The 16,596-nt window shown below is 51.0% G+C and carries 17 protein-coding genes; 3 read left to right on the top strand and 14 right to left on the bottom strand.

Features of this window, described 5'->3' with window-relative positions; translation table 11 throughout:
• Window positions 1-22 precede the first annotated feature (22 nt).
• The 8 genes from ACZ2GZ_RS03995 to ACZ2GZ_RS03960 all read right to left on the bottom strand — a co-directional run bounded on the left by ACZ2GZ_RS03995 (window position 23) and on the right by ACZ2GZ_RS03960 (window position 7,666).
• Window positions 23-2,593, bottom strand: a complete 2,571-nt coding sequence (locus ACZ2GZ_RS03995; RefSeq protein WP_029594967.1) for an ABC transporter permease — start codon at window positions 2,591-2,593, stop codon at window positions 23-25.
• Window positions 2,590-3,273, bottom strand: coding sequence for an ABC transporter ATP-binding protein (locus tag ACZ2GZ_RS03990; protein ID WP_029594966.1), 684 nt, complete (start codon window positions 3,271-3,273; stop codon window positions 2,590-2,592). The genes ACZ2GZ_RS03995 and ACZ2GZ_RS03990 overlap by 4 nt, the downstream gene beginning before the upstream one ends.
• A 94-nt stretch (window positions 3,274-3,367) precedes the next feature.
• Window positions 3,368-4,369 (bottom strand): sensor histidine kinase, encoded by a 1,002-nt coding sequence (locus ACZ2GZ_RS03985; protein WP_029594965.1) that lies wholly within the window; start codon window positions 4,367-4,369, stop codon window positions 3,368-3,370.
• Window position 4,370: 1 nt separating this feature from the next.
• Window positions 4,371-5,051, bottom strand: a complete 681-nt coding sequence (locus tag ACZ2GZ_RS03980; protein WP_029594964.1) for a response regulator transcription factor — start codon at window positions 5,049-5,051, stop codon at window positions 4,371-4,373.
• A gap of 96 nt (window positions 5,052-5,147) precedes the next feature.
• A complete protein-coding gene (locus ACZ2GZ_RS03975) occupies window positions 5,148-5,639 on the bottom strand; it encodes a hypothetical protein (RefSeq protein WP_029594963.1) in 492 nt (163 codons plus the stop codon).
• 34 nt (window positions 5,640-5,673) lie between these two features.
• A complete protein-coding gene (locus ACZ2GZ_RS03970) occupies window positions 5,674-5,844 on the bottom strand; it encodes a hypothetical protein (protein WP_158001039.1) in 171 nt (56 codons plus the stop codon).
• 116 nt (window positions 5,845-5,960) lie between these two features.
• Window positions 5,961-6,968, bottom strand: coding sequence for a tRNA dihydrouridine synthase (locus ACZ2GZ_RS03965; RefSeq protein ID WP_029594962.1), 1,008 nt, complete (start codon window positions 6,966-6,968; stop codon window positions 5,961-5,963).
• A gap of 95 nt (window positions 6,969-7,063) precedes the next feature.
• A complete protein-coding gene (locus ACZ2GZ_RS03960) occupies window positions 7,064-7,666 on the bottom strand; it encodes a TetR/AcrR family transcriptional regulator (RefSeq protein WP_029594961.1) in 603 nt (200 codons plus the stop codon).
• Window positions 7,667-7,883: 217 nt separating this feature from the next.
• Here ACZ2GZ_RS03960 and ACZ2GZ_RS03955 point away from each other — a divergent pair, with 217 nt between their 5' ends.
• The 3 genes from ACZ2GZ_RS03955 to ACZ2GZ_RS03945 all read left to right on the top strand — a co-directional run bounded on the left by ACZ2GZ_RS03955 (window position 7,884) and on the right by ACZ2GZ_RS03945 (window position 9,898).
• On the top strand, window positions 7,884-8,843 hold the full coding sequence (locus tag ACZ2GZ_RS03955; RefSeq protein ID WP_029594960.1) for a DUF5692 family protein: 960 nt from the start codon (window positions 7,884-7,886) through the stop codon (window positions 8,841-8,843).
• A 147-nt stretch (window positions 8,844-8,990) separates the two neighbouring features.
• Window positions 8,991-9,179, top strand: a complete 189-nt coding sequence (locus tag ACZ2GZ_RS03950) for an antitoxin VbhA family protein (RefSeq protein WP_029594959.1) — start codon at window positions 8,991-8,993, stop codon at window positions 9,177-9,179.
• Complete coding sequence (locus ACZ2GZ_RS03945) at window positions 9,179-9,898, top strand: Fic/DOC family protein (RefSeq protein WP_029594958.1); 720 nt, start codon at window positions 9,179-9,181, stop codon at window positions 9,896-9,898. Before ACZ2GZ_RS03950 ends, ACZ2GZ_RS03945 begins: the two co-directional genes overlap by 1 nt.
• A gap of 104 nt (window positions 9,899-10,002) precedes the next feature.
• On the opposite strand, the gene ACZ2GZ_RS03940 is transcribed toward ACZ2GZ_RS03945, so the two are convergent.
• The 6 genes from ACZ2GZ_RS03940 to gatA all read right to left on the bottom strand — a co-directional run bounded on the left by ACZ2GZ_RS03940 (window position 10,003) and on the right by gatA (window position 16,589).
• On the bottom strand, window positions 10,003-10,533 hold the full coding sequence (locus ACZ2GZ_RS03940) for a DM13 domain-containing protein (RefSeq protein ID WP_029594957.1): 531 nt from the start codon (window positions 10,531-10,533) through the stop codon (window positions 10,003-10,005).
• A gap of 36 nt (window positions 10,534-10,569) precedes the next feature.
• Entirely contained in the window at window positions 10,570-11,106 is a 537-nt protein-coding gene (locus ACZ2GZ_RS03935; protein ID WP_029594956.1) for a GNAT family N-acetyltransferase, read from the bottom strand.
• A 76-nt stretch (window positions 11,107-11,182) separates the two neighbouring features.
• Window positions 11,183-12,544: a 23S rRNA (uracil(1939)-C(5))-methyltransferase RlmD gene (gene rlmD, locus ACZ2GZ_RS03930; RefSeq protein ID WP_029594955.1), complete on the bottom strand. Its 1,362-nt coding sequence runs from the start codon at window positions 12,542-12,544 to the stop codon at window positions 11,183-11,185.
• A gap of 96 nt (window positions 12,545-12,640) precedes the next feature.
• A complete protein-coding gene (locus tag ACZ2GZ_RS03925; protein ID WP_029594954.1) occupies window positions 12,641-13,642 on the bottom strand; it encodes a diacylglycerol kinase in 1,002 nt (333 codons plus the stop codon).
• 61 nt (window positions 13,643-13,703) lie between these two features.
• Complete coding sequence (gene gatB, locus ACZ2GZ_RS03920) at window positions 13,704-15,134, bottom strand: Asp-tRNA(Asn)/Glu-tRNA(Gln) amidotransferase subunit GatB (RefSeq protein WP_021066489.1); 1,431 nt, start codon at window positions 15,132-15,134, stop codon at window positions 13,704-13,706.
• Window positions 15,135-15,146: 12 nt separating this feature from the next.
• Complete coding sequence (gene gatA, locus ACZ2GZ_RS03915) at window positions 15,147-16,589, bottom strand: Asp-tRNA(Asn)/Glu-tRNA(Gln) amidotransferase subunit GatA (RefSeq protein ID WP_029594953.1); 1,443 nt, start codon at window positions 16,587-16,589, stop codon at window positions 15,147-15,149.
• Window positions 16,590-16,596 lie beyond the last annotated feature (7 nt).

The following is a 16,596-nucleotide window of genomic DNA, read 5'->3' as shown; positions in this document are numbered from 1 at the left end:
ACTGAATCCCTTTCCATGCATATTAGTTATTCTCTTGCTTCAAACGGTCGATGATATTATCCGACTTCACTTTCGAAATCGCGTATACCATCGAAGAACCAACGATCAGGAAAATTATGACCGTGACGAACAAGATATCGCCCCACGGCAACGTGAACGGTGCTTCGAACGTGTTGATCTGCGCCCGGTAAATCAGGTACATGATCAGAACACTGATCGGCACCCCATACGCCAATGCTTTCATGCCGTAGAAAATGCTCTCATAGTACACCATCTTGTTGAACCCTTTCGGTGTCATCCCAACCGACCGTAGCATCGCGAATTCGCGGCGGCGGAGTGAGACGCTCGTCGAGATTGTGTTGAAGATGTTCGCCACCGAGATGAGCGAAATCAAGACGATGAACCCATAGACGAAAATCGATAACAGCAACAACACCTGCTCTTGTTGTTCACGTTGCTCCGACACGTTGAAGATATATTGGTCCATATTTTGTTCCGCTTCAATCACTTGTTGCGTCGCTTCGGGATTACTCGTGTTCAAAGCGATTGATGGACTCGATTGCTTCATCAATTGACCAATCGCATCCTCTTCGAACGTCCCTTCCCGAACAATCACATCGAGCCATCCGAGTGAACTCGTCATCACACCGGTCGGGGCAACGTCGGTCATGGCTCCGATTTTGATCGTTTTAAGTGGTGCCGCCTCGTCCGTTGCGTTCTCGTCCCGGAGTTCGAGCGTATCACCGATTTTGGTCTCAATCGTCTTCGAATTCACAAATTTCTTCTTGTCGACGTCTTGATATGAAATTTCATCAATCAAGACGGCACCCGGTATCTCTCCGTCTTCAAAATTGCTGGCGGCTGCCCCGATCTGCTTCAAGTACGCATCGAAACTTTCATCATCTAATTGATAAAGAGAAACGTAGTACACAAATTTCCCATCGACGAACGTGGACACCAAGTCTTCATTCTCGGTGACCGCGCTCGGTAACCGCGCTTCGTCAACCACCGTCTGGACGGTCGTATTCTCGAAGTACGTCCCGCTCGTCACATGATCCAACGTCTCATAGCGACGTAAGTCATCTTTACTGAGATTCGACCCGTTCACGAGAATGTCGAACTCGTACGTGCCTTGTGACATCTCGAGTGACTGTTCGAGTCGATCCGTGAAGTAACTGACGACTAAAAACAGCACGATACTGATGACGAGCGAGAACACCGTCGCCAAATACCGTTTCCGGTTGCGTTTTGTGTTTTTCAGCCCAATCTCCGCTTCCAATCCGAAGATCCGTCGCACGAGTTTCGAGGTCTTCACGTTCTTCGACGTCAGTCGCACGTCCTGGGTTTGACGAATCGCATCAATCGCCGAAATCTTAGATGCGCGGCGGGCCGGCAGGTAGCAGGAAATGAAGATTGTTACGCTCGAAATGAGCACCGTCAACAGGAGCGTGATTGGTGTGACGACGACCTCAAACTTCTCCGTCACATTGAGCGCTTTCTCAGCAAAGGCATTGATGAACAAGAACGTGACTCCGATTCCGGTCACCCCGGCGATGATACCGATTGGGATGCTAATCCCTCCGATAATCAATCCTTCAAAGAAGACCGAGTTTCGTTTTTGCCGTTTCGTCGCCCCGACACTCGCGAGCATCCCGAGATAACGGGAGCGCTCAGATACGCTGATGGCGAACGCGTTATAGATGAGCGAAATCGAGCCGATGACGATGACCGTCATGATGATCCCGACGAAACCATACAACGTCTTACGCAATCCGCCGTCGTCTGTCACTCCGTAATAGCGAAGCAACGATGAGTTATAGGCGACCCCTTCAATTTTCTGTTCGTTCATCACTCGTTCCGTATCCGAGTAAATCGAGTTATCGACATCGTTCAAGGCAACGAACGTATCGACGGTCGCACCGTTCAACGCTTTGTCGTCAATGTATCCGACGACCGTATAACCTGGCGACCAAGTCGGCTCCCAGGCCGGGCGCGTCATTGTGCCGACGACGGTCAACGTTACCGTATCTTCAACCTTCAACTGTTCAAGAATTGTCTCCCCTTCGCGGATCAATCCATCGTTTTGGGTCAACACCCGACCGGACGACTCGTCCACGCGCTCACCGACATCAAGCGTCAATTGATCACCGATGTTGTACGTGACTTGCGCATTTTGACGGATGGCCTCGGAAATGACGACTTCGCCTTCTTTGTTCGGCAAACGCCCGTCCGTCAAGTCGATGGGAAAGTTTTTCAGCCCCGACGTGTTATAGTTCCGGACGTATAAGTACGGTTTATACGCATTCTGCGATTCGTTTAATTCCGCATAGCCGTCACTTGATAGGATGACGTCCTTCGTCGATGCATCATTTCGAATCGCCTCGACCTGCTCCTCATTCGTGTTGATGTATTGGACGTGCCATTCCCCATTGTCCGCGATGTCTTGACGGATCATCAAGTCCAGGAACGACGAACCCAGTGTTGTCACGGCCGTAATCATCGCCACCGAGATGATGACCCCGATGATAGTGACGAGCGAGCGCCGCTTGTTCTCGCGCAAGTGTCGAAGCGTCATTTTATTGATGATGTTCATGAGCGGACGACCTCGTTCTTCGCAATCTTCCCATCCTCGATTGAGATGATCCGGTCCGCCTGCAAGGCGATCCGTTCGTCATGCGTGATGATGATGAGCGTCTGATTGAACTTCTTGTTGAACAGTTTCAGGAGGCTCATGATCTCTTCACTGTTTTGACTGTCCAGGTTCCCCGTCGGCTCATCGGCCAAGATGATGGCCGGGTTGCTGATGAGCGCCCGACCTATGGAGACCCGTTGCTGCTGCCCGCCAGACAGTTGGTTCGGCAGATGCGTCAATCGGTTCGACAGACCAAGGATGCCGATGATGCGCTCCAAATGGGCGGCGTCGACTTTTTGTTCGTCCAACAACATCGGCAACGTAATGTTCTCCTCGACCGTCAAGATCGGGATCAAGTTGTAAAATTGATAAATCAAACCGATTTGACGGCGACGGAAGATGGCGAGCTGCGTCTCGTCCAATTTATAAATATCCGTGTTGTCGATCAACACCTGTCCACTCGTCGGGACATCGACGCCGCCGAGCAAATGTAACAACGTCGACTTTCCCGAGCCCGACGGTCCGACGATACAGACGAACTCACCTTTTTTCACGGTGAACGACACGTCATCGAGCGCCCGGACTTCCATCTCGTCTTTCCCGTATACTTTTGATAAATTTTGCACTTCTAATATATTCATGGTTGCACCCTCCAGTAACTTGATCTACTTTGAGTGTACCGAGCGAGTGTGACACGTCCGTGACTCGAAAGTGACTGTTTCGTCACTTAAGCGATTAGACGATTGCTTTGTAGAATCGAATTTGAAACGCAGTCCCAGCTCCGCGTTCACTGCGGACGGTCAGTCCACCTTGCTGGCTCGTGATGATGCTGTGAGCCATGGCGAGCCCGATGCCGACGCTGTCGTCACTCGCATTCATACCCTTATAAAAACGTTGGAAAATATACGGGATGTCTTGCTTGGCGATGCCGCTCCCCGTGTCGCGAATGACGATTTCCGTATACAGTGTGTTCTCACTGTAATCGATGAACAGCTCGCCTTGTTCCGGTGTATGCTCGACGCAATTCTTTAAGATGTTGATGAGCGCCTCGGTCGTCCACTTTAAATCGCCTTCGAACGTGACGTCGCCCTCACCCGCGATTTGGAGCCTTTGCATTTTAATATCGATCGGCACGAGCATCGGTTCCGTCACGGCTTGAACGAGCACGGGGACGGACACCGGTTCCCGTTTGAAATGAATCGTCCCGGCATCGATTTTAGACAGCTTGAGCAGTGACGAGACGAGCCATTCCATCCGCTCGAGCTGCACCTGCACGTTATGCGTGAACTCTTGACGCTTGTCATCCGACAGCCGCGGGTCACTGAGTAAATCCGCCATGACGGTCATCGAGGTGAGCGGGGTCTTCAACTGATGGGAGATGTCGGAGATGGCATCCGTCAACTTCTGCTTGTCTTCTTCGAGATGCGTCCCTTGTTCCGACAGCATCTTCGTCACTTTATAGATTTGGCTCTTCAATAGACTGAGCTCGCCTTCACGGTTGTCGCGGACATCGAGTTTATAGTTACCGTTGCTGATTTCTTGGAGGTAGCTCGACAGCTGATCAATCTCCCGATAGCGCCACACCGTGAAGCGATAGGTCGCCATCAAGAGTGCAATTGATAGGATGATGACGAGGAGCATCGCTTCGCGCGAGATGAACAGCGCCACCCCTACGGCCAAGCTGATGATTGCAAAGACGCTTAGCAAATAAATTCGAATTTCTTTATTTCGCAACATGTCAGCGTTCCACCTTATAGCCGATGCCACGAACCGTCTTAATCAACGTTGGCCGCTGCGGGTCGTCCTCGAGCTTCTCACGTAACCGTTTAATATAGACGGTCAACGTATTGTCATTCACGAAGTCCCCGCCCATGTCCCAAATCTGGTCGAGCAACTGGGCCCGGGACAACACTTGGCCCGTATGTTTCCCGAAGATGAGCAGTAAACGATACTCGAGCGCCGTCAACAGGATCTCGCTTCCATCTTTTTTGACTTTGGCGTCTTGGGTATTGATTTCAACCGCCCCGATTGTCAAAACGGGCGAGCTGGCTTGTTTATTGCAGCGGCGCAACACCGAGTGAATCCGTGAGATGAGTTCACGGACCCGGAACGGTTTCGTGATGTAGTCGTCCGCCCCCATATCGAGTCCCATGACGACGTTCACTTCATCATCGAACGCTGTCAAAAAGATGACAGGTGTATCCTGTTTTTGTTTTACGAGCCGACACAACTCATAGCCGCTCCCGTCCGGCAACGACAAATCGAATAGACACAGGTCGATCGTATGTAACTGTTGTTTAATCAAACGTGTCGCGTCGGTCGCGTTCTGGCACAACGTCGTCGTGAATTGTTCTTGTTCGAGCGAATATTGGAGACCGGAGGCGATTGTCCGGTCGTCTTCAACGATTAAAATGTGCATCTGATTCCCTCCTGACTCTTCTCTTCATAATATAGCAGTCTTTTTCAAGTGAGGAGACAAAACAAAAAACCGAACGAGACATCTCGTTCGGTCAGGTTATGCTTTTGTCACGCGAAGGCATTCCGGCCGATCGAACCCATCTGCACCTAAAAAACGTAGCGCATCAATCGTCAACTCGTCGCGCGTGATTGACTTGACGCTTGGTTCGGTCTGTTCATCGACCCACACTTTCCAAATCTCAACCTCATCTGCTGTCTCGAGTTGGTCGACGATATACTCAACGAGCTGTTCGGCTCTCGCATCCGTATAACGCCAACGTAATTCCACGACGTGTGGTTTTTCCGAGTACGCCTCAACATTCTCCACGTCATAGTACAAGTCGCGCTTGATCTCAATCTCGTCGAGCTGCTCTTCCGACTCGACATTCATCAAAATCTTTTCGTCACGGTCGAGGTCCTCATCGTCTGTGAGCATGTCAGGCAAGATGACACCTTTTTTGATAGCCTCGTTGATCGATAAGAACTCGATATATGGATTTTCGACTTCTTTTAGTGGGTGATTGCTCGCAATAAATTGGAATTCACTCATATAGAAACACTCCTCCTGTATTAATAATGGGTCGTTATCGTTTCATCGCACGGATCGAGATAATCAGTCCAATCCAATACCCAATGATTGAACCGATGACAATGCCATACATGGACGGAAAATCGAGTAAGACAGAGATGAGTAGTCCGCCAGCCGTTCCAAACACAAGCCCAAGACCGACCGCTGATTCACGCCATTCGTTCATGTTTAGCCTCCCCTTCCATCCACTTCATACGAAGTAGCCCGACCAAACGTTTCATCGCCCATCTACTATTTTTCATACAAAAAGGGACCCAGTATACACTGAATCCCGGTAAAACATTATTCGACTGTCGACGCCGCTTCGGCAAGCGCAGCTTCTTCTTTATGATAGTTCTCGACGAACGCATCAAGGTGCTCCCTCACTTCGTCTGTCGATTTCGTGTCCATGAGCTTCACACGGAGGTCGCTCGCCCCGCGGAACCCTTTCACGTAAATCTTGAAGAAGCGGTGCAAGTTCGAGATTGAACGCGGCACCTCTTCTTGGAACTTATCTTGCAAATCGAGTTGTAGACGAAGCAAGTCGAGGTGCTCTTCCATCGAGTGCTCACGCGGCTCTTTCTCGAATGCGAACGGGTTCTTGAAAATCCCGCGGCCGATCATGACGCCGTCGACGCCATATTTCTCGACGAGTTCTAATCCCATCTGACGGTCGAGGATATCGCCGTTAATCGTGATGAGCGTGTCCGGTGCAATCTCGTCACGCAGTTTCACGATATCCGGGATCATCTCCCAGTGCGCGTCGACTTTACTCATCTCGTTGCGTGTGCGCAAGTGAATCGACAAGTTGGCGATGTCTTGCTTCAAGAGATGTGTCAACCAGTCACGCCACTCGTCAAGCTTCGCGAATCCGAGACGCGTCTTGACGCTGACCGGGATTCCGCCGGCTTTCGCCGCTTGGATGAGTTCCGCTGCGACGTCAGGACGAAGGATGAGTCCGCTCCCTTTTCCGCGTTTGGCCACGTTCGGTACCGGGCAACCCATATTGATGTCGAGGCCTTTATAGCCCATCTCGGCCATACCGATGCTCATCTCGCGGAAATAGTCCGGGTTGTCACCCCAAATGTGAGCGACCATCGGCTGCTCGTCCTCGGTGAACGTCAAACGTCCGCGCAGGCTGCCTTTCCCTTCTGGATGGCAATAGCTGTCCGAGTTCGCGAACTCGGTGAAAAAGACGTCAGGTCGGCCGGCATGGGCGACGACGTGACGGAAGACGACATCGGTCACGTCTTCCATCGGGGCAAGTATAAAGAATGGACGCGGCAGATCGCGCCAGAAGTTTTCTTTCATCAAAATCATTCCCTTTCGTAGTCAATCCAATAAAATCACTTTATCTATCTTATTATGGACGGGGGAATGTATCAACTGACAATACTTTAAAAAGCTCAGCGTTGTTCATTTTCGATGACTTTAAAGAAGTGTGTAAACCCGTCCTGCAGCAAATACTCTAATATACGATTCGTATGCTCAGATTCGACAACTTGAACATTCAATAACGTTTGGAGGACCATCCCATCAATTGCTGCCATCGTCCACGCGGCGACCGCTCTCGTCGAGGGTCCGCGTTCAACGCCGTACGCTCTCACAAAGATGGCTTCGACGCGATTGATCCAATCCTCGTATTTTTCTTTAAACTTATTTTGTAACTCCACATTCCCGAGCATCGCCTCGTGAGCCAAATAAAACTGCAACCGGCTTTCCGCATCTTTTTTGAGTCGGTCTTGCATCCCATCAAAGATTTCTTGAATGATTTCGCGGGCCTCTTTCTTATCTTCAATCGAGATGGTCGCGATTCGTCGAATCTCACCTAATCCTTCGTCCATCACGTCATACAGAATAGCCTCTTTCGAACTGTAATAATGATAGATCGCGCCCGTGCTAAAGCCTGCTTTTTTTGCGATTCCCCGAAGCGTCGTACCTTGAATCCCGTGTTCGATAATCGTCGCTCGCGCCGCTTCTAATATCTTTTGTTTTCCTTCGTTCATCATATGCCCGACGCTCCTCACGTAATAATGGCTAATTATATCATAATGATTTGTCAGATTTATGACATGTCCCTGTGACGTACCAAACCGTATTGACATCGCTTTTATTAGTTTGTTACACTTTTCACATAAACATAACGAACGTTCGGTATGTTTAAAGACATTATCTTTTCATCGTTGCTTCATCACTATCCTTTAAAAATGAAAGGGGCGTTATCGTATGTTCTTCTTTGAGTCTATCCCTTGGTACAATGTCGTGATGTGGTTCGTCGTCTTCGGTCTATTGATCGGGTTGAATGAAATCGTACGATCTAACAAAAAAGCAAGTATCTTCATGTTCATGGCCGTACCAATCGCCTTGACCCCGATTTGGTTTTTCACCGCCGATCCTGAAATCACCTCATGGTTCCATTGGGTGAAAGTGTATTCAGCATTGGCCGGAAGCTTGATTTACATGGTCATCCGCTTCACCGATTACCATAAGAAGCATCCATGGTATTTGATGCTTGTCCCAGGTATTTTGGCACTTAACATCGCCGAGGCCGTCGTTCGAGAGTTCCAAGTCGGGATCATGGGATTCGAAGGGATGGTCGATGGAATGTACTACATCTCGGGCGGTTGGAACTATGTGAACGCCGTCGCGGGAATTTTGAACTTGGTCCTCATCTGCGGCTGGGTCGGGATCTTCGCGACATCTGGTAAAAAGAAAGACATGCTCTGGCCCGACCAGACGAAGCTATGGATTATCGCCTATGGTGTTTGGAACATCGCCTACGTCTATTCATGTGCACCGGGTAACGCTTTTTACTCAGGCTTCGCTTTGAACATCGCTGCGACAGTGCCCGTACTCTTATGGGCAAAAGGTACATGGATGCAAAACCGTGCCCAGACGCTTTCGTTTTGGATGATGTGGGTCATGACGTTCCCTTACTTCTTTGCTGTCGGTAGCACGTTCAATGTGAGTGTGTCATACAACCCGGCAGCGAACTGGACGATCGCCCTGCTCAGTTTGGCACTGAACGTCGTCCTCGCCGTCTGGCAAGTGATACGGATTGTCAAATACAAACTCAATCCGTTGAAAGATGAGTTGTGGAAAGATACGAACGAATATAAAGAAATTGATGCGATGCGCGAAGACACTGCTCCTGAACGGGAAGCTGTCATCGGTAAAGCATTGTAAACAAAAGACGGGCCTCAATGCCCGTCTTTTGTTACGTGCATTTAGATAGCTTTGAGAGCAGCTGAAAATAAGTTGCCTCTTCAAAAAAGATTTTCCGTGTATGATATAATTGTAAATAATTTGATCAAAGTGAAAAGGGTGAGAAAAGTGGATAAGAATTCATATATCGAACGTCAAAAACAAGTGAAATTTGCAGTTGGTATGGCTGCAATCGATGGGGGAAAACCAAGTCCTTTCACACAAAAATTGCTAAGTCGATATGAAAATGGCGAGATCACTTCAGCTCAGTTTAAACAAGCCATTATGGAGCAGTATGCGAAAGCACAGCAATCCTAATGGATCCTTACGTTTACCCCAATACAAGTGTGCTTATAAATAAGCTTGGGATAACTGACGAGCAACAACTGATTACTGTTGAAGCGCAACTTATCATTGCAAACTTATTAGAAATCGAATCGCTCATTTCGAAAGTAGACTTCGATAGTTATCATTCTCTACAACAAATCCATCGACATCTATTCAACGAACTATATGAATGGGCCGGCGATTTTCGCTCAATCAATATCTATAAAAATGAGCGAATTTTGGGCGGTATATCTGTGATTTACAGTGATTCTTTGCAGATTCAAACGGACTTAGCATCTATCTTTGATTGGAAACAAAAAATCACATGGACCCATCAAAATATACGACTGCCCATCTATTTCGCTAAGCTAATGACAGATTTGTGGCGGGTTCATCCTTTTCGCGAAGGGAATACCCGTACCGTTTCTGTTTTCATGAAACTTTTCGCTCAACATCATAATTTGTCTTTTAATGCAGAATTGCTTTCTAATAACGCTGGTTACCTTAGAAATGCCCTCGTCATGGCTGCCATCAATGAAGTGCCAGATCCGACCTATTTATACAAAATCATAAATGATGCTTTATCTATTGATGTCTCTAATAGCTTGTCAGATAGTGACGCTTCTTCTGAAAAGTATCGCACAATTGGTTCATATAACGTTTCTAGTTACGAAGAGAATCCGTTCTCTACAGACCCTCATGAATCATAATTCAAAAAAACAGACAACCTTAGAGAAACCGTTCATCGGTCACACTAAGGTTGTTGTTTTTCTTATGTCATTAGATGAAGGCCTTAACTTTTAATGTATTCGCGTTATTGTGGACTTAACTCTCCCGTACCAAACGTTGCATCGAACGCCCGACACCAGATCACGACGGTCGTGTATTGCGTGAAATCAACATCTTCAGGAATCAAATAATTTTGGTTCCCGGTATTGCCCTTTAATGCGCCTAGACGAATTCCTTCTGTCGTCTCCATCTCCGGCTGAATCAAATAGACGAACAAGTCGGGCCCATTTGTCGTTTGGAAATCTTCGAAGCGCAGGTACACGCCGTCTTCTGCACGGATCGTTTGAATGTTCCCTGACGTTTCATAGTTCTTTTCTCCATCCATGAACACTCCTGCCAAGTCGGCAAACTCCTTAGCGGTGCCGTCATCCTCAGACGACGGGGGTTCCGTCGCTTCCTCGGCTTCGCCCTCCTCGTCTACAGTTGCGTCAATTGACGTCGGCGGAAGTCCCTCATCAACCGTCTCGTCCAAGAAAATAGGAGAAATGAGCCACCACCCAATCAACAGGACGGCTACTCCCACTATACCTAGGATCACTTTTGTCACGTTTCGCATCCTCTTCACTCCTTTTCATGAGAAAATCTTCAGTTCTCAGTACAAGTAACCTACTAAATCCAAATGACCGTCCGACCATGCTTTATTCCCTACAGGCCGAATCATCAACTCATCAAAGGATGCTTCCCCAATTCCACGTGTCATCTGCCGTTCATCGTCGATTTTGAGCCACGTACACGTGTTGTTGACATGGTTGAATCCCGCTCGTAAATAAAGATCAGGTCGGTCCGCAAACAATAAGAGGAAATCGACTTGATTCGTCTCTCCTACACCAATGACCTCATCCAATAACGCCTTACCAATACCGTCGCCCTGCATCTCTTTTTTGACGCATAAATCAATCACACCAAGAACTTGAATCGGTTCCCCGTTCAAATTCATCACTCGATAGTCTAGTCCGACATGACCAACGACTTGACCTTCGTCCCCAAAAGCGAGAAGACGGAGGTGAGGCAATTGCTTGAAATATCGACGATTCGGATAGAGCGGTTCAAATGACACCACCAACAACTCACTGATTTCATTACTCAATGTCTCATCAAGTTCTAACTCTACATAACGCTGAATCTTCATCCACACGCTCCTTATCGTCTTGATCCTAAAAAAACCTCCGATTTCAAACAAAATCGAAGGTTCATCTGTATTCATCTTATTCCACTTTCTCTAACCACGCCACCGTCTCCACATGCGCCGTATGCGGGAACATGTCGACCGGTGTGACTTCAACGAGTCGGTAGCCGCGGTCGGCGAGGTAACGCATATCGCGCGCCTGCGTCGCGACGTTACACGACACGTAGACAATCCGCTTCGGTGCCATCTCGACCATCGTCTCAAGGAACGACTCGGCACAGCCTTTACGTGGTGGATCGACGACGATGACGTCAGGATTGATGCCATCCTTCTTCCACTGCGGTAACACATCTTCCGCTGCGCCACACGCGTACGTCACATTGTCGATCTCATTGACGAGCGCGTTCTGTTTCGCGTCCTCAATCGCTTCCGGTACGACTTCGACGCCGTATACGTGCGCCGCTTTCCGGGCAAGGAACAGACTGATCGTCCCGATGCCGCAATAGGCGTCGACGACTTGCTCGGTCCCGGTGAGTTGCGCGTATTCAAGCGCCTTGCCGTACAGCTTCTCCGTCTGGATCGGGTTGACTTGGAAGAACGAGTGCGGGGAAATCGTGAACGTCAGTCCGCCGATTTTGTCCTCAATCGTCTCATGGCCATACAACAATTTGTTCGTCGACCCTAAGATGACGTTCGTCTTGTCCGGGTTGACGTTTTGCATGATCGACGTCACGTCCGGCAGACGTTTCAAGATGTCGGCGACAATCTCATTCACGCCTTTGATTTTCGTCGTCTTCGTGATGAGGACGATCATCAATTCACCCGAATGGTAGCCGTAACGGGCCATGACGTGGCGGATGACGCCGCGCCCGGTCTTCTCATCGTACGCCGGCACACCGTGCGCCGCGAGCACGTCACGGACGACTTGGACGGCCTCATCGTTGCGCTCGTCTTGGATGAGACATTCCTTCATCTCGACGATGTCGTGCGAACGTGGACGATAAAAACCGGCGACGAGGCGGCCGGCCTCGTCTTTGAACGGCACTTGCGCCTTGTTGCGGTAACGCCATGGTTCCGGCATGCCGATCGTCTCGTGGACAGGCACATCGAATTGGCCAAGTCGCTTCAACGCATCGACGACACGGTCCCGTTTTTGACGGAGCTGGCCGTCGTAGCTGAAGTGTTGGAGCTGACAGCCCCCGCACTGATAGAAAATCGGGCACGGTGGCTCAACGCGGTCCGCACTCGCTTCTTTCACATCGATCAAGCGGGCGAACCCGTACTGTTTATTCGTCTTCGTCACGACGATCTCCACGGTCTCTCCCGGAAGTGCGTTCGGGACGAACAACGTATAACCGTCGACGCGTGCCACGCCCGCGCCCTCATGCGTGAGGTCGTGGATGTGGACGTCGAGACGGTCATTTTTTTGGACTGGTAACATGAGTCTCTCCTTTCCCGATTCAAAAAATAGTGTGTATTGGTTCATACCCGTTCCAAGCGAACGAAAAGCTCGGCGTGTGCGCCACGCCGAGCCGAATCATTCTGCTTTCTCGTTTGACACGTTGAACAGCTGTTTGATCATCTGCTCGCGTTCATACTGGGCGTTCAAGTCTTCCATCTCACGGATGCGCGCGTTCGGTGCGAGCACCGTCAAGTGACGGAACAAGTTTCGCATCTCGCCCGTGCATTCGCCGCCGTATTCGCCGTCGATATTGAGACTCATCCGTTCCGTCGTCGTCTTCATCTTGACGCGTCCCGTCTTGACGTGCTCGACGAGCGGACTCGACAAGTGCTCACCACGGAGCAACAAACCGACGACGTGGATGAACTCGAACAAGTTACACTTGCGCAAGATGAACAAGTCGAACAGTCCGTCGTTCAGTGAGGCGTGTGGTGAAATCTTCTCGAAGCCACCGACCGAGTTCGAGTTCGACGTGAGGAAAATCATGACCTCGCCGCTGAACGTGCCCTCGTCGTGCTCGAGCTCGATATACGTCGGCTTGATGAGTGGAAGCTTCTCCATCCCTTTGACGTAATAGGCGAGCTGACCGAGCGCCGTCTTCAGTTTCGACGGCACCTCGTACGACAGCTCCGTCATGATGCCGCCACCGGCGATATTGATGAAGTAGTGGATATCCCCTGTCTCCCCTTCAATCTCACCGAGGTCGACCGGCATCTCGAAACCGTCACAGATGACGTCGAGGGCACCGACGACGTTGAGCGGAATCCGCATCGCTCGGGCAAAGTCGTTCGTCGTTCCGACTGGGATGAGTCCGATCGTCGGACGCGTGTCGAGCGGGGCGAGTCCCGAGATAACCTCGTTCAGCGTCCCGTCCCCACCAGCCGCGATAATCAAGTCGAACTCGGCCTCCGCGGCTCGAACGGCTTCGAGCGTCGCGTCGCCGATTGCTTTCGTCGCGTACGTCGACGTCTCATAACCCGCATCCTCGAGGCGGTTCAAAATGTACGGGAGTTCCCGTTTGATCACTTCTTTTCCAGATGTCGGGTTATAGATGACCCGTGCGCGTTTTCGTTGCATACTATTCTCTCCCCATGCTCAAGTCGAGCGAAAAGCGAGACACAAGTGCCTCGCCGCTTGTTTAGCGTTTGGCGATCTCTTCGTGGAACAAGCCATCGAGGAGTGCCGGGTTCGCCATCCCTTTCGTCTGCTTCATGATCTGTCCGATGATAAAGCCTTTGGCACGGTCTTTCCCGTTCTTAAAGTCTTCAATCATCTGCGGATGCGCTTCGAACAAGTCAAGGATGTAGCCGCGGAGCAAGTTCTCGTCCGAGATTTGGGCGAGACCGTTCGCTTCGACGTACGCCTTCGGCTCGGCGCCTTCTTCGATCATGGCTGTGAACACGCGTTTGGCGATCTTCGAAGAAATTGTACCTTCTCCAATCAAACGAATCAACTCCGCGAGCGAGCTCGGCGTCAATTTCATCGTCTCGATCGTATCGTCCGATTTGTTCAAGTGGCCGAGCACTTCGCCCATGAGCCAGTTCGCTGCCGCTTTCGGTTCGGCACCGGCCGCAGTCGTCGCTTCGAAGAAGTCCGAGAACTCCCGCGTCGACGTGAGCGCCTTGGCGTCATAAGCCGACAAGCCGTAGTTGTTCATATAACGTTCGCGACGTGCGACCGGAAGTTCCGGAAGCGTGGCGCGGATGCGTTCTTTCCATTCCTCATCGATTTCGAGACGGACGAGGTCCGGCTCTGGGAAGTAGCGGTAATCGGCCGCTCCTTCTTTGACACGCATGAGGATCGTCTTCTTCGCCGCCTCGTCAAAACGGAGCGTCTCTTGACGCATGACGCCGCCCGTGATGAGCAGTTTACGGTGACGGTCTTCCTCATACTCGAGCGCCTTCAAGACGTTCGAGAACGAGTTCAAGTTTTTGAGCTCCGTCTTCGTGCCGAACGGCTCTTGACCGAACGGACGGACCGAGATGTTACAGTCGCAACGGAGCGACCCTTCTTCCATCTTGACGTCCGAGACGCCCGCGAACGAGAGCACTTCTTTCAAGCGCTCAAGATAAGCGACGGCGTCTTTCGGTGAACGCATGTCAGCCTCACTGACGATTTCGATGAGGGGTGACCCGGTCCGGTTGAAGTCGACGACCGAGTGTTTCTCGCCCGTGTGGTTCATCTTCCCGGCATCTTCTTCGAGATGGACGCGTTCGATGCGGAACCGTTTCATCTCACCGTCGACTTCGACGTCGACGTGGCCGTTGAAACCGATCGGCTGGTCGAACTGCGAGATTTGGTACGCTTTCGGCGTATCCGGATAGAAGTAGTTCTTGCGGTCAAATTTCGTATCGGTCGCGATTTCGCAGTTGAGTGCCATCGCGGCCTTGATGGCGAGATTGACCGCCTCTTCGTTCAATTTAGGCAAGACGCCCGGGTGTCCGAGACAAATCGGACACGTCTGTGTATTCGTTTCGGCACCGTATGTGCGCGAGCAGCCACACCAAATCTTCGACTTCGTGCTCAGCTCGGCGTGCACCTCGATCCCGATGATCGTTTCAAAGTTCATCGTACGTCCTCCTTAGAGCTGTGGCATCTTGAAACCGCCGTTTGCTTGTTCAAAAGCATGGGCCACGCGGTAGAGTGTTGGTTCACTGAAATGGTTCCCGATGATCTGTAAACCGACCGGGAGGCCTTCTGACAAGCCAGCCGGTACCGAGATGGCCGGGATGCCCGCCAAGTTGACCGGAATCGTCATAATATCGTTGGCATACATCGTGAGCGGATCTTCGAGCTGGTCACCGAGTTTGAACGCGACCGTCGGCGCAGTCGGTCCGATAATCGCGTCGTAGTCGGCGAACACGTTCGCGAAGTCTTGCTTCATGAGCGTGCGGACCTGTTGCGATTTCTTGTAGAACGCATCGTAATAACCCGAGCTGAGTGCGTACGTCCCGAGCATGATGCGGCGTTTCACTTCTTCCCCGAAACCTTGTTCGCGCGAATACGTGAACACTTCTTCGAGCGCATCGGCCTCGGCGCGACGTCCGTAACGGATGCCGTCAAACCGGGCGAGGTTCGAAGATGCTTCTGATGACGCGAGCAAGTAGTATGTCGGGAGCGCGTATTTCACTGTCGGGAGCGAGACCTCCTCGACCGTCGCACCGAGCGATTTGAGCGTCTCGACCGCTTCTTCAATTTGTTTGCGGACACCGTCTGACACGCCTTCGGCCATGAACTCTTTTGGAAGTGCGAGCTTCATGCCTTTGATGTCGCCGTGAAGCGATTTCGTGTAATCCGGAAGGTCGACCGTTGCTGACGTCGAGTCCATGTCGCAATGACCGGCAATCGCGTTCAACAAGTAGGCGTTATCTTCGACCGTACGTGTGAGCGGACCGATTTGGTCGAGCGACGAGGCGAATGCGACGAGGCCGTACCGTGAGACGAGACCGTACGTCGGTTTCATCCCGACGACGCCACAATAGGCTGCCGGCTGACGAATCGAGCCACCCGTATCCGAGCCGAGGCTGAACAGGACTTGTCCGGCCGCGACCGTTGCTGCTGAACCGCCTGACGAACCGCCTGGTACGCGCGTTGGGTCCCACGGGTTACGGACGACTTTGAACGCCGAGTTCTCGTTCGATGAACCCATCGCGAACTCGTCCATGTTCAACTTCCCGATTGTGACGGCACCGGCGTCATGGAGACGCTCGACGACAGTCGCATCATGGGCCGGGACAAAGTTCTCGAGGAACTTCGAGGCACACGTCGTGCGTGTCCCTTTCGTGACGATGTTGTCTTTGACGCCGATCGGCAAACCGAAGAGCGGGTTGTCCGAGGTCTTGGCGAGCTCGTCCATCCGTTTCGCCTGTTCGAACGCGTCTTCGTTGAGCGTCAAGAAGGCACCGATTTTCTCGTCGGTCGCCTCGATGCGGTCAAATGATTCTTTGACGAGGTCGGATACCGTGACTTCGCCTTCTTTTATAAGCGTATGCAGCTTGGCTACACCGTGATCAAATAAACTCATGAAGGGC

Source organism: Exiguobacterium sp. KKT215 (assembly GCF_055635335.1).
The sequence above is the reverse complement of the archived record's forward strand: the minus strand, read 5'-3'. Positions and strand labels throughout refer to the sequence as shown.

Excerpts from the sequence above, each read along its gene's own strand:
- ACZ2GZ_RS03985 (WP_029594965.1), bottom strand. The coding sequence starts at position 4,369 with ATGTTGCGAAATAAAGAAATTCGAATTTATTTGCTAAGCGTCTTTGCA.
- ACZ2GZ_RS03925 (WP_029594954.1), bottom strand. The coding sequence starts at position 13,642 with ATGCAACGAAAACGCGCACGGGTCATCTATAACCCGACATCTGGAAAA.
- ACZ2GZ_RS03945 (WP_029594958.1), top strand. The coding sequence starts at position 9,179 with ATGGATCCTTACGTTTACCCCAATACAAGTGTGCTTATAAATAAGCTT.
- ACZ2GZ_RS03995 (WP_029594967.1), bottom strand. The coding sequence starts at position 2,593 with ATGAACATCATCAATAAAATGACGCTTCGACACTTGCGCGAGAACAAG.
- ACZ2GZ_RS03970 (WP_158001039.1), bottom strand. The coding sequence starts at position 5,844 with ATGAACGAATGGCGTGAATCAGCGGTCGGTCTTGGGCTTGTGTTTGGA.
- rlmD (WP_029594955.1), bottom strand. The coding sequence starts at position 12,544 with ATGTTACCAGTCCAAAAAAATGACCGTCTCGACGTCCACATCCACGAC.
- ACZ2GZ_RS03990 (WP_029594966.1), bottom strand. The coding sequence starts at position 3,273 with ATGAATATATTAGAAGTGCAAAATTTATCAAAAGTATACGGGAAAGAC.
- ACZ2GZ_RS03975 (WP_029594963.1), bottom strand. The coding sequence starts at position 5,639 with ATGAGTGAATTCCAATTTATTGCGAGCAATCACCCACTAAAAGAAGTC.
- ACZ2GZ_RS03980 (WP_029594964.1), bottom strand. The coding sequence starts at position 5,051 with ATGCACATTTTAATCGTTGAAGACGACCGGACAATCGCCTCCGGTCTC.
- ACZ2GZ_RS03940 (WP_029594957.1), bottom strand. The coding sequence starts at position 10,533 with ATGCGAAACGTGACAAAAGTGATCCTAGGTATAGTGGGAGTAGCCGTC.
- ACZ2GZ_RS03965 (WP_029594962.1), bottom strand. The coding sequence starts at position 6,968 with ATGAAAGAAAACTTCTGGCGCGATCTGCCGCGTCCATTCTTTATACTT.
- ACZ2GZ_RS03955 (WP_029594960.1), top strand. The coding sequence starts at position 7,884 with ATGTTCTTCTTTGAGTCTATCCCTTGGTACAATGTCGTGATGTGGTTC.
- gatA (WP_029594953.1), bottom strand. The coding sequence starts at position 16,589 with ATGAGTTTATTTGATCACGGTGTAGCCAAGCTGCATACGCTTATAAAA.
- gatB (WP_021066489.1), bottom strand. The coding sequence starts at position 15,134 with ATGAACTTTGAAACGATCATCGGGATCGAGGTGCACGCCGAGCTGAGC.
- ACZ2GZ_RS03960 (WP_029594961.1), bottom strand. The coding sequence starts at position 7,666 with ATGATGAACGAAGGAAAACAAAAGATATTAGAAGCGGCGCGAGCGACG.
- ACZ2GZ_RS03935 (WP_029594956.1), bottom strand. The coding sequence starts at position 11,106 with ATGAAGATTCAGCGTTATGTAGAGTTAGAACTTGATGAGACATTGAGT.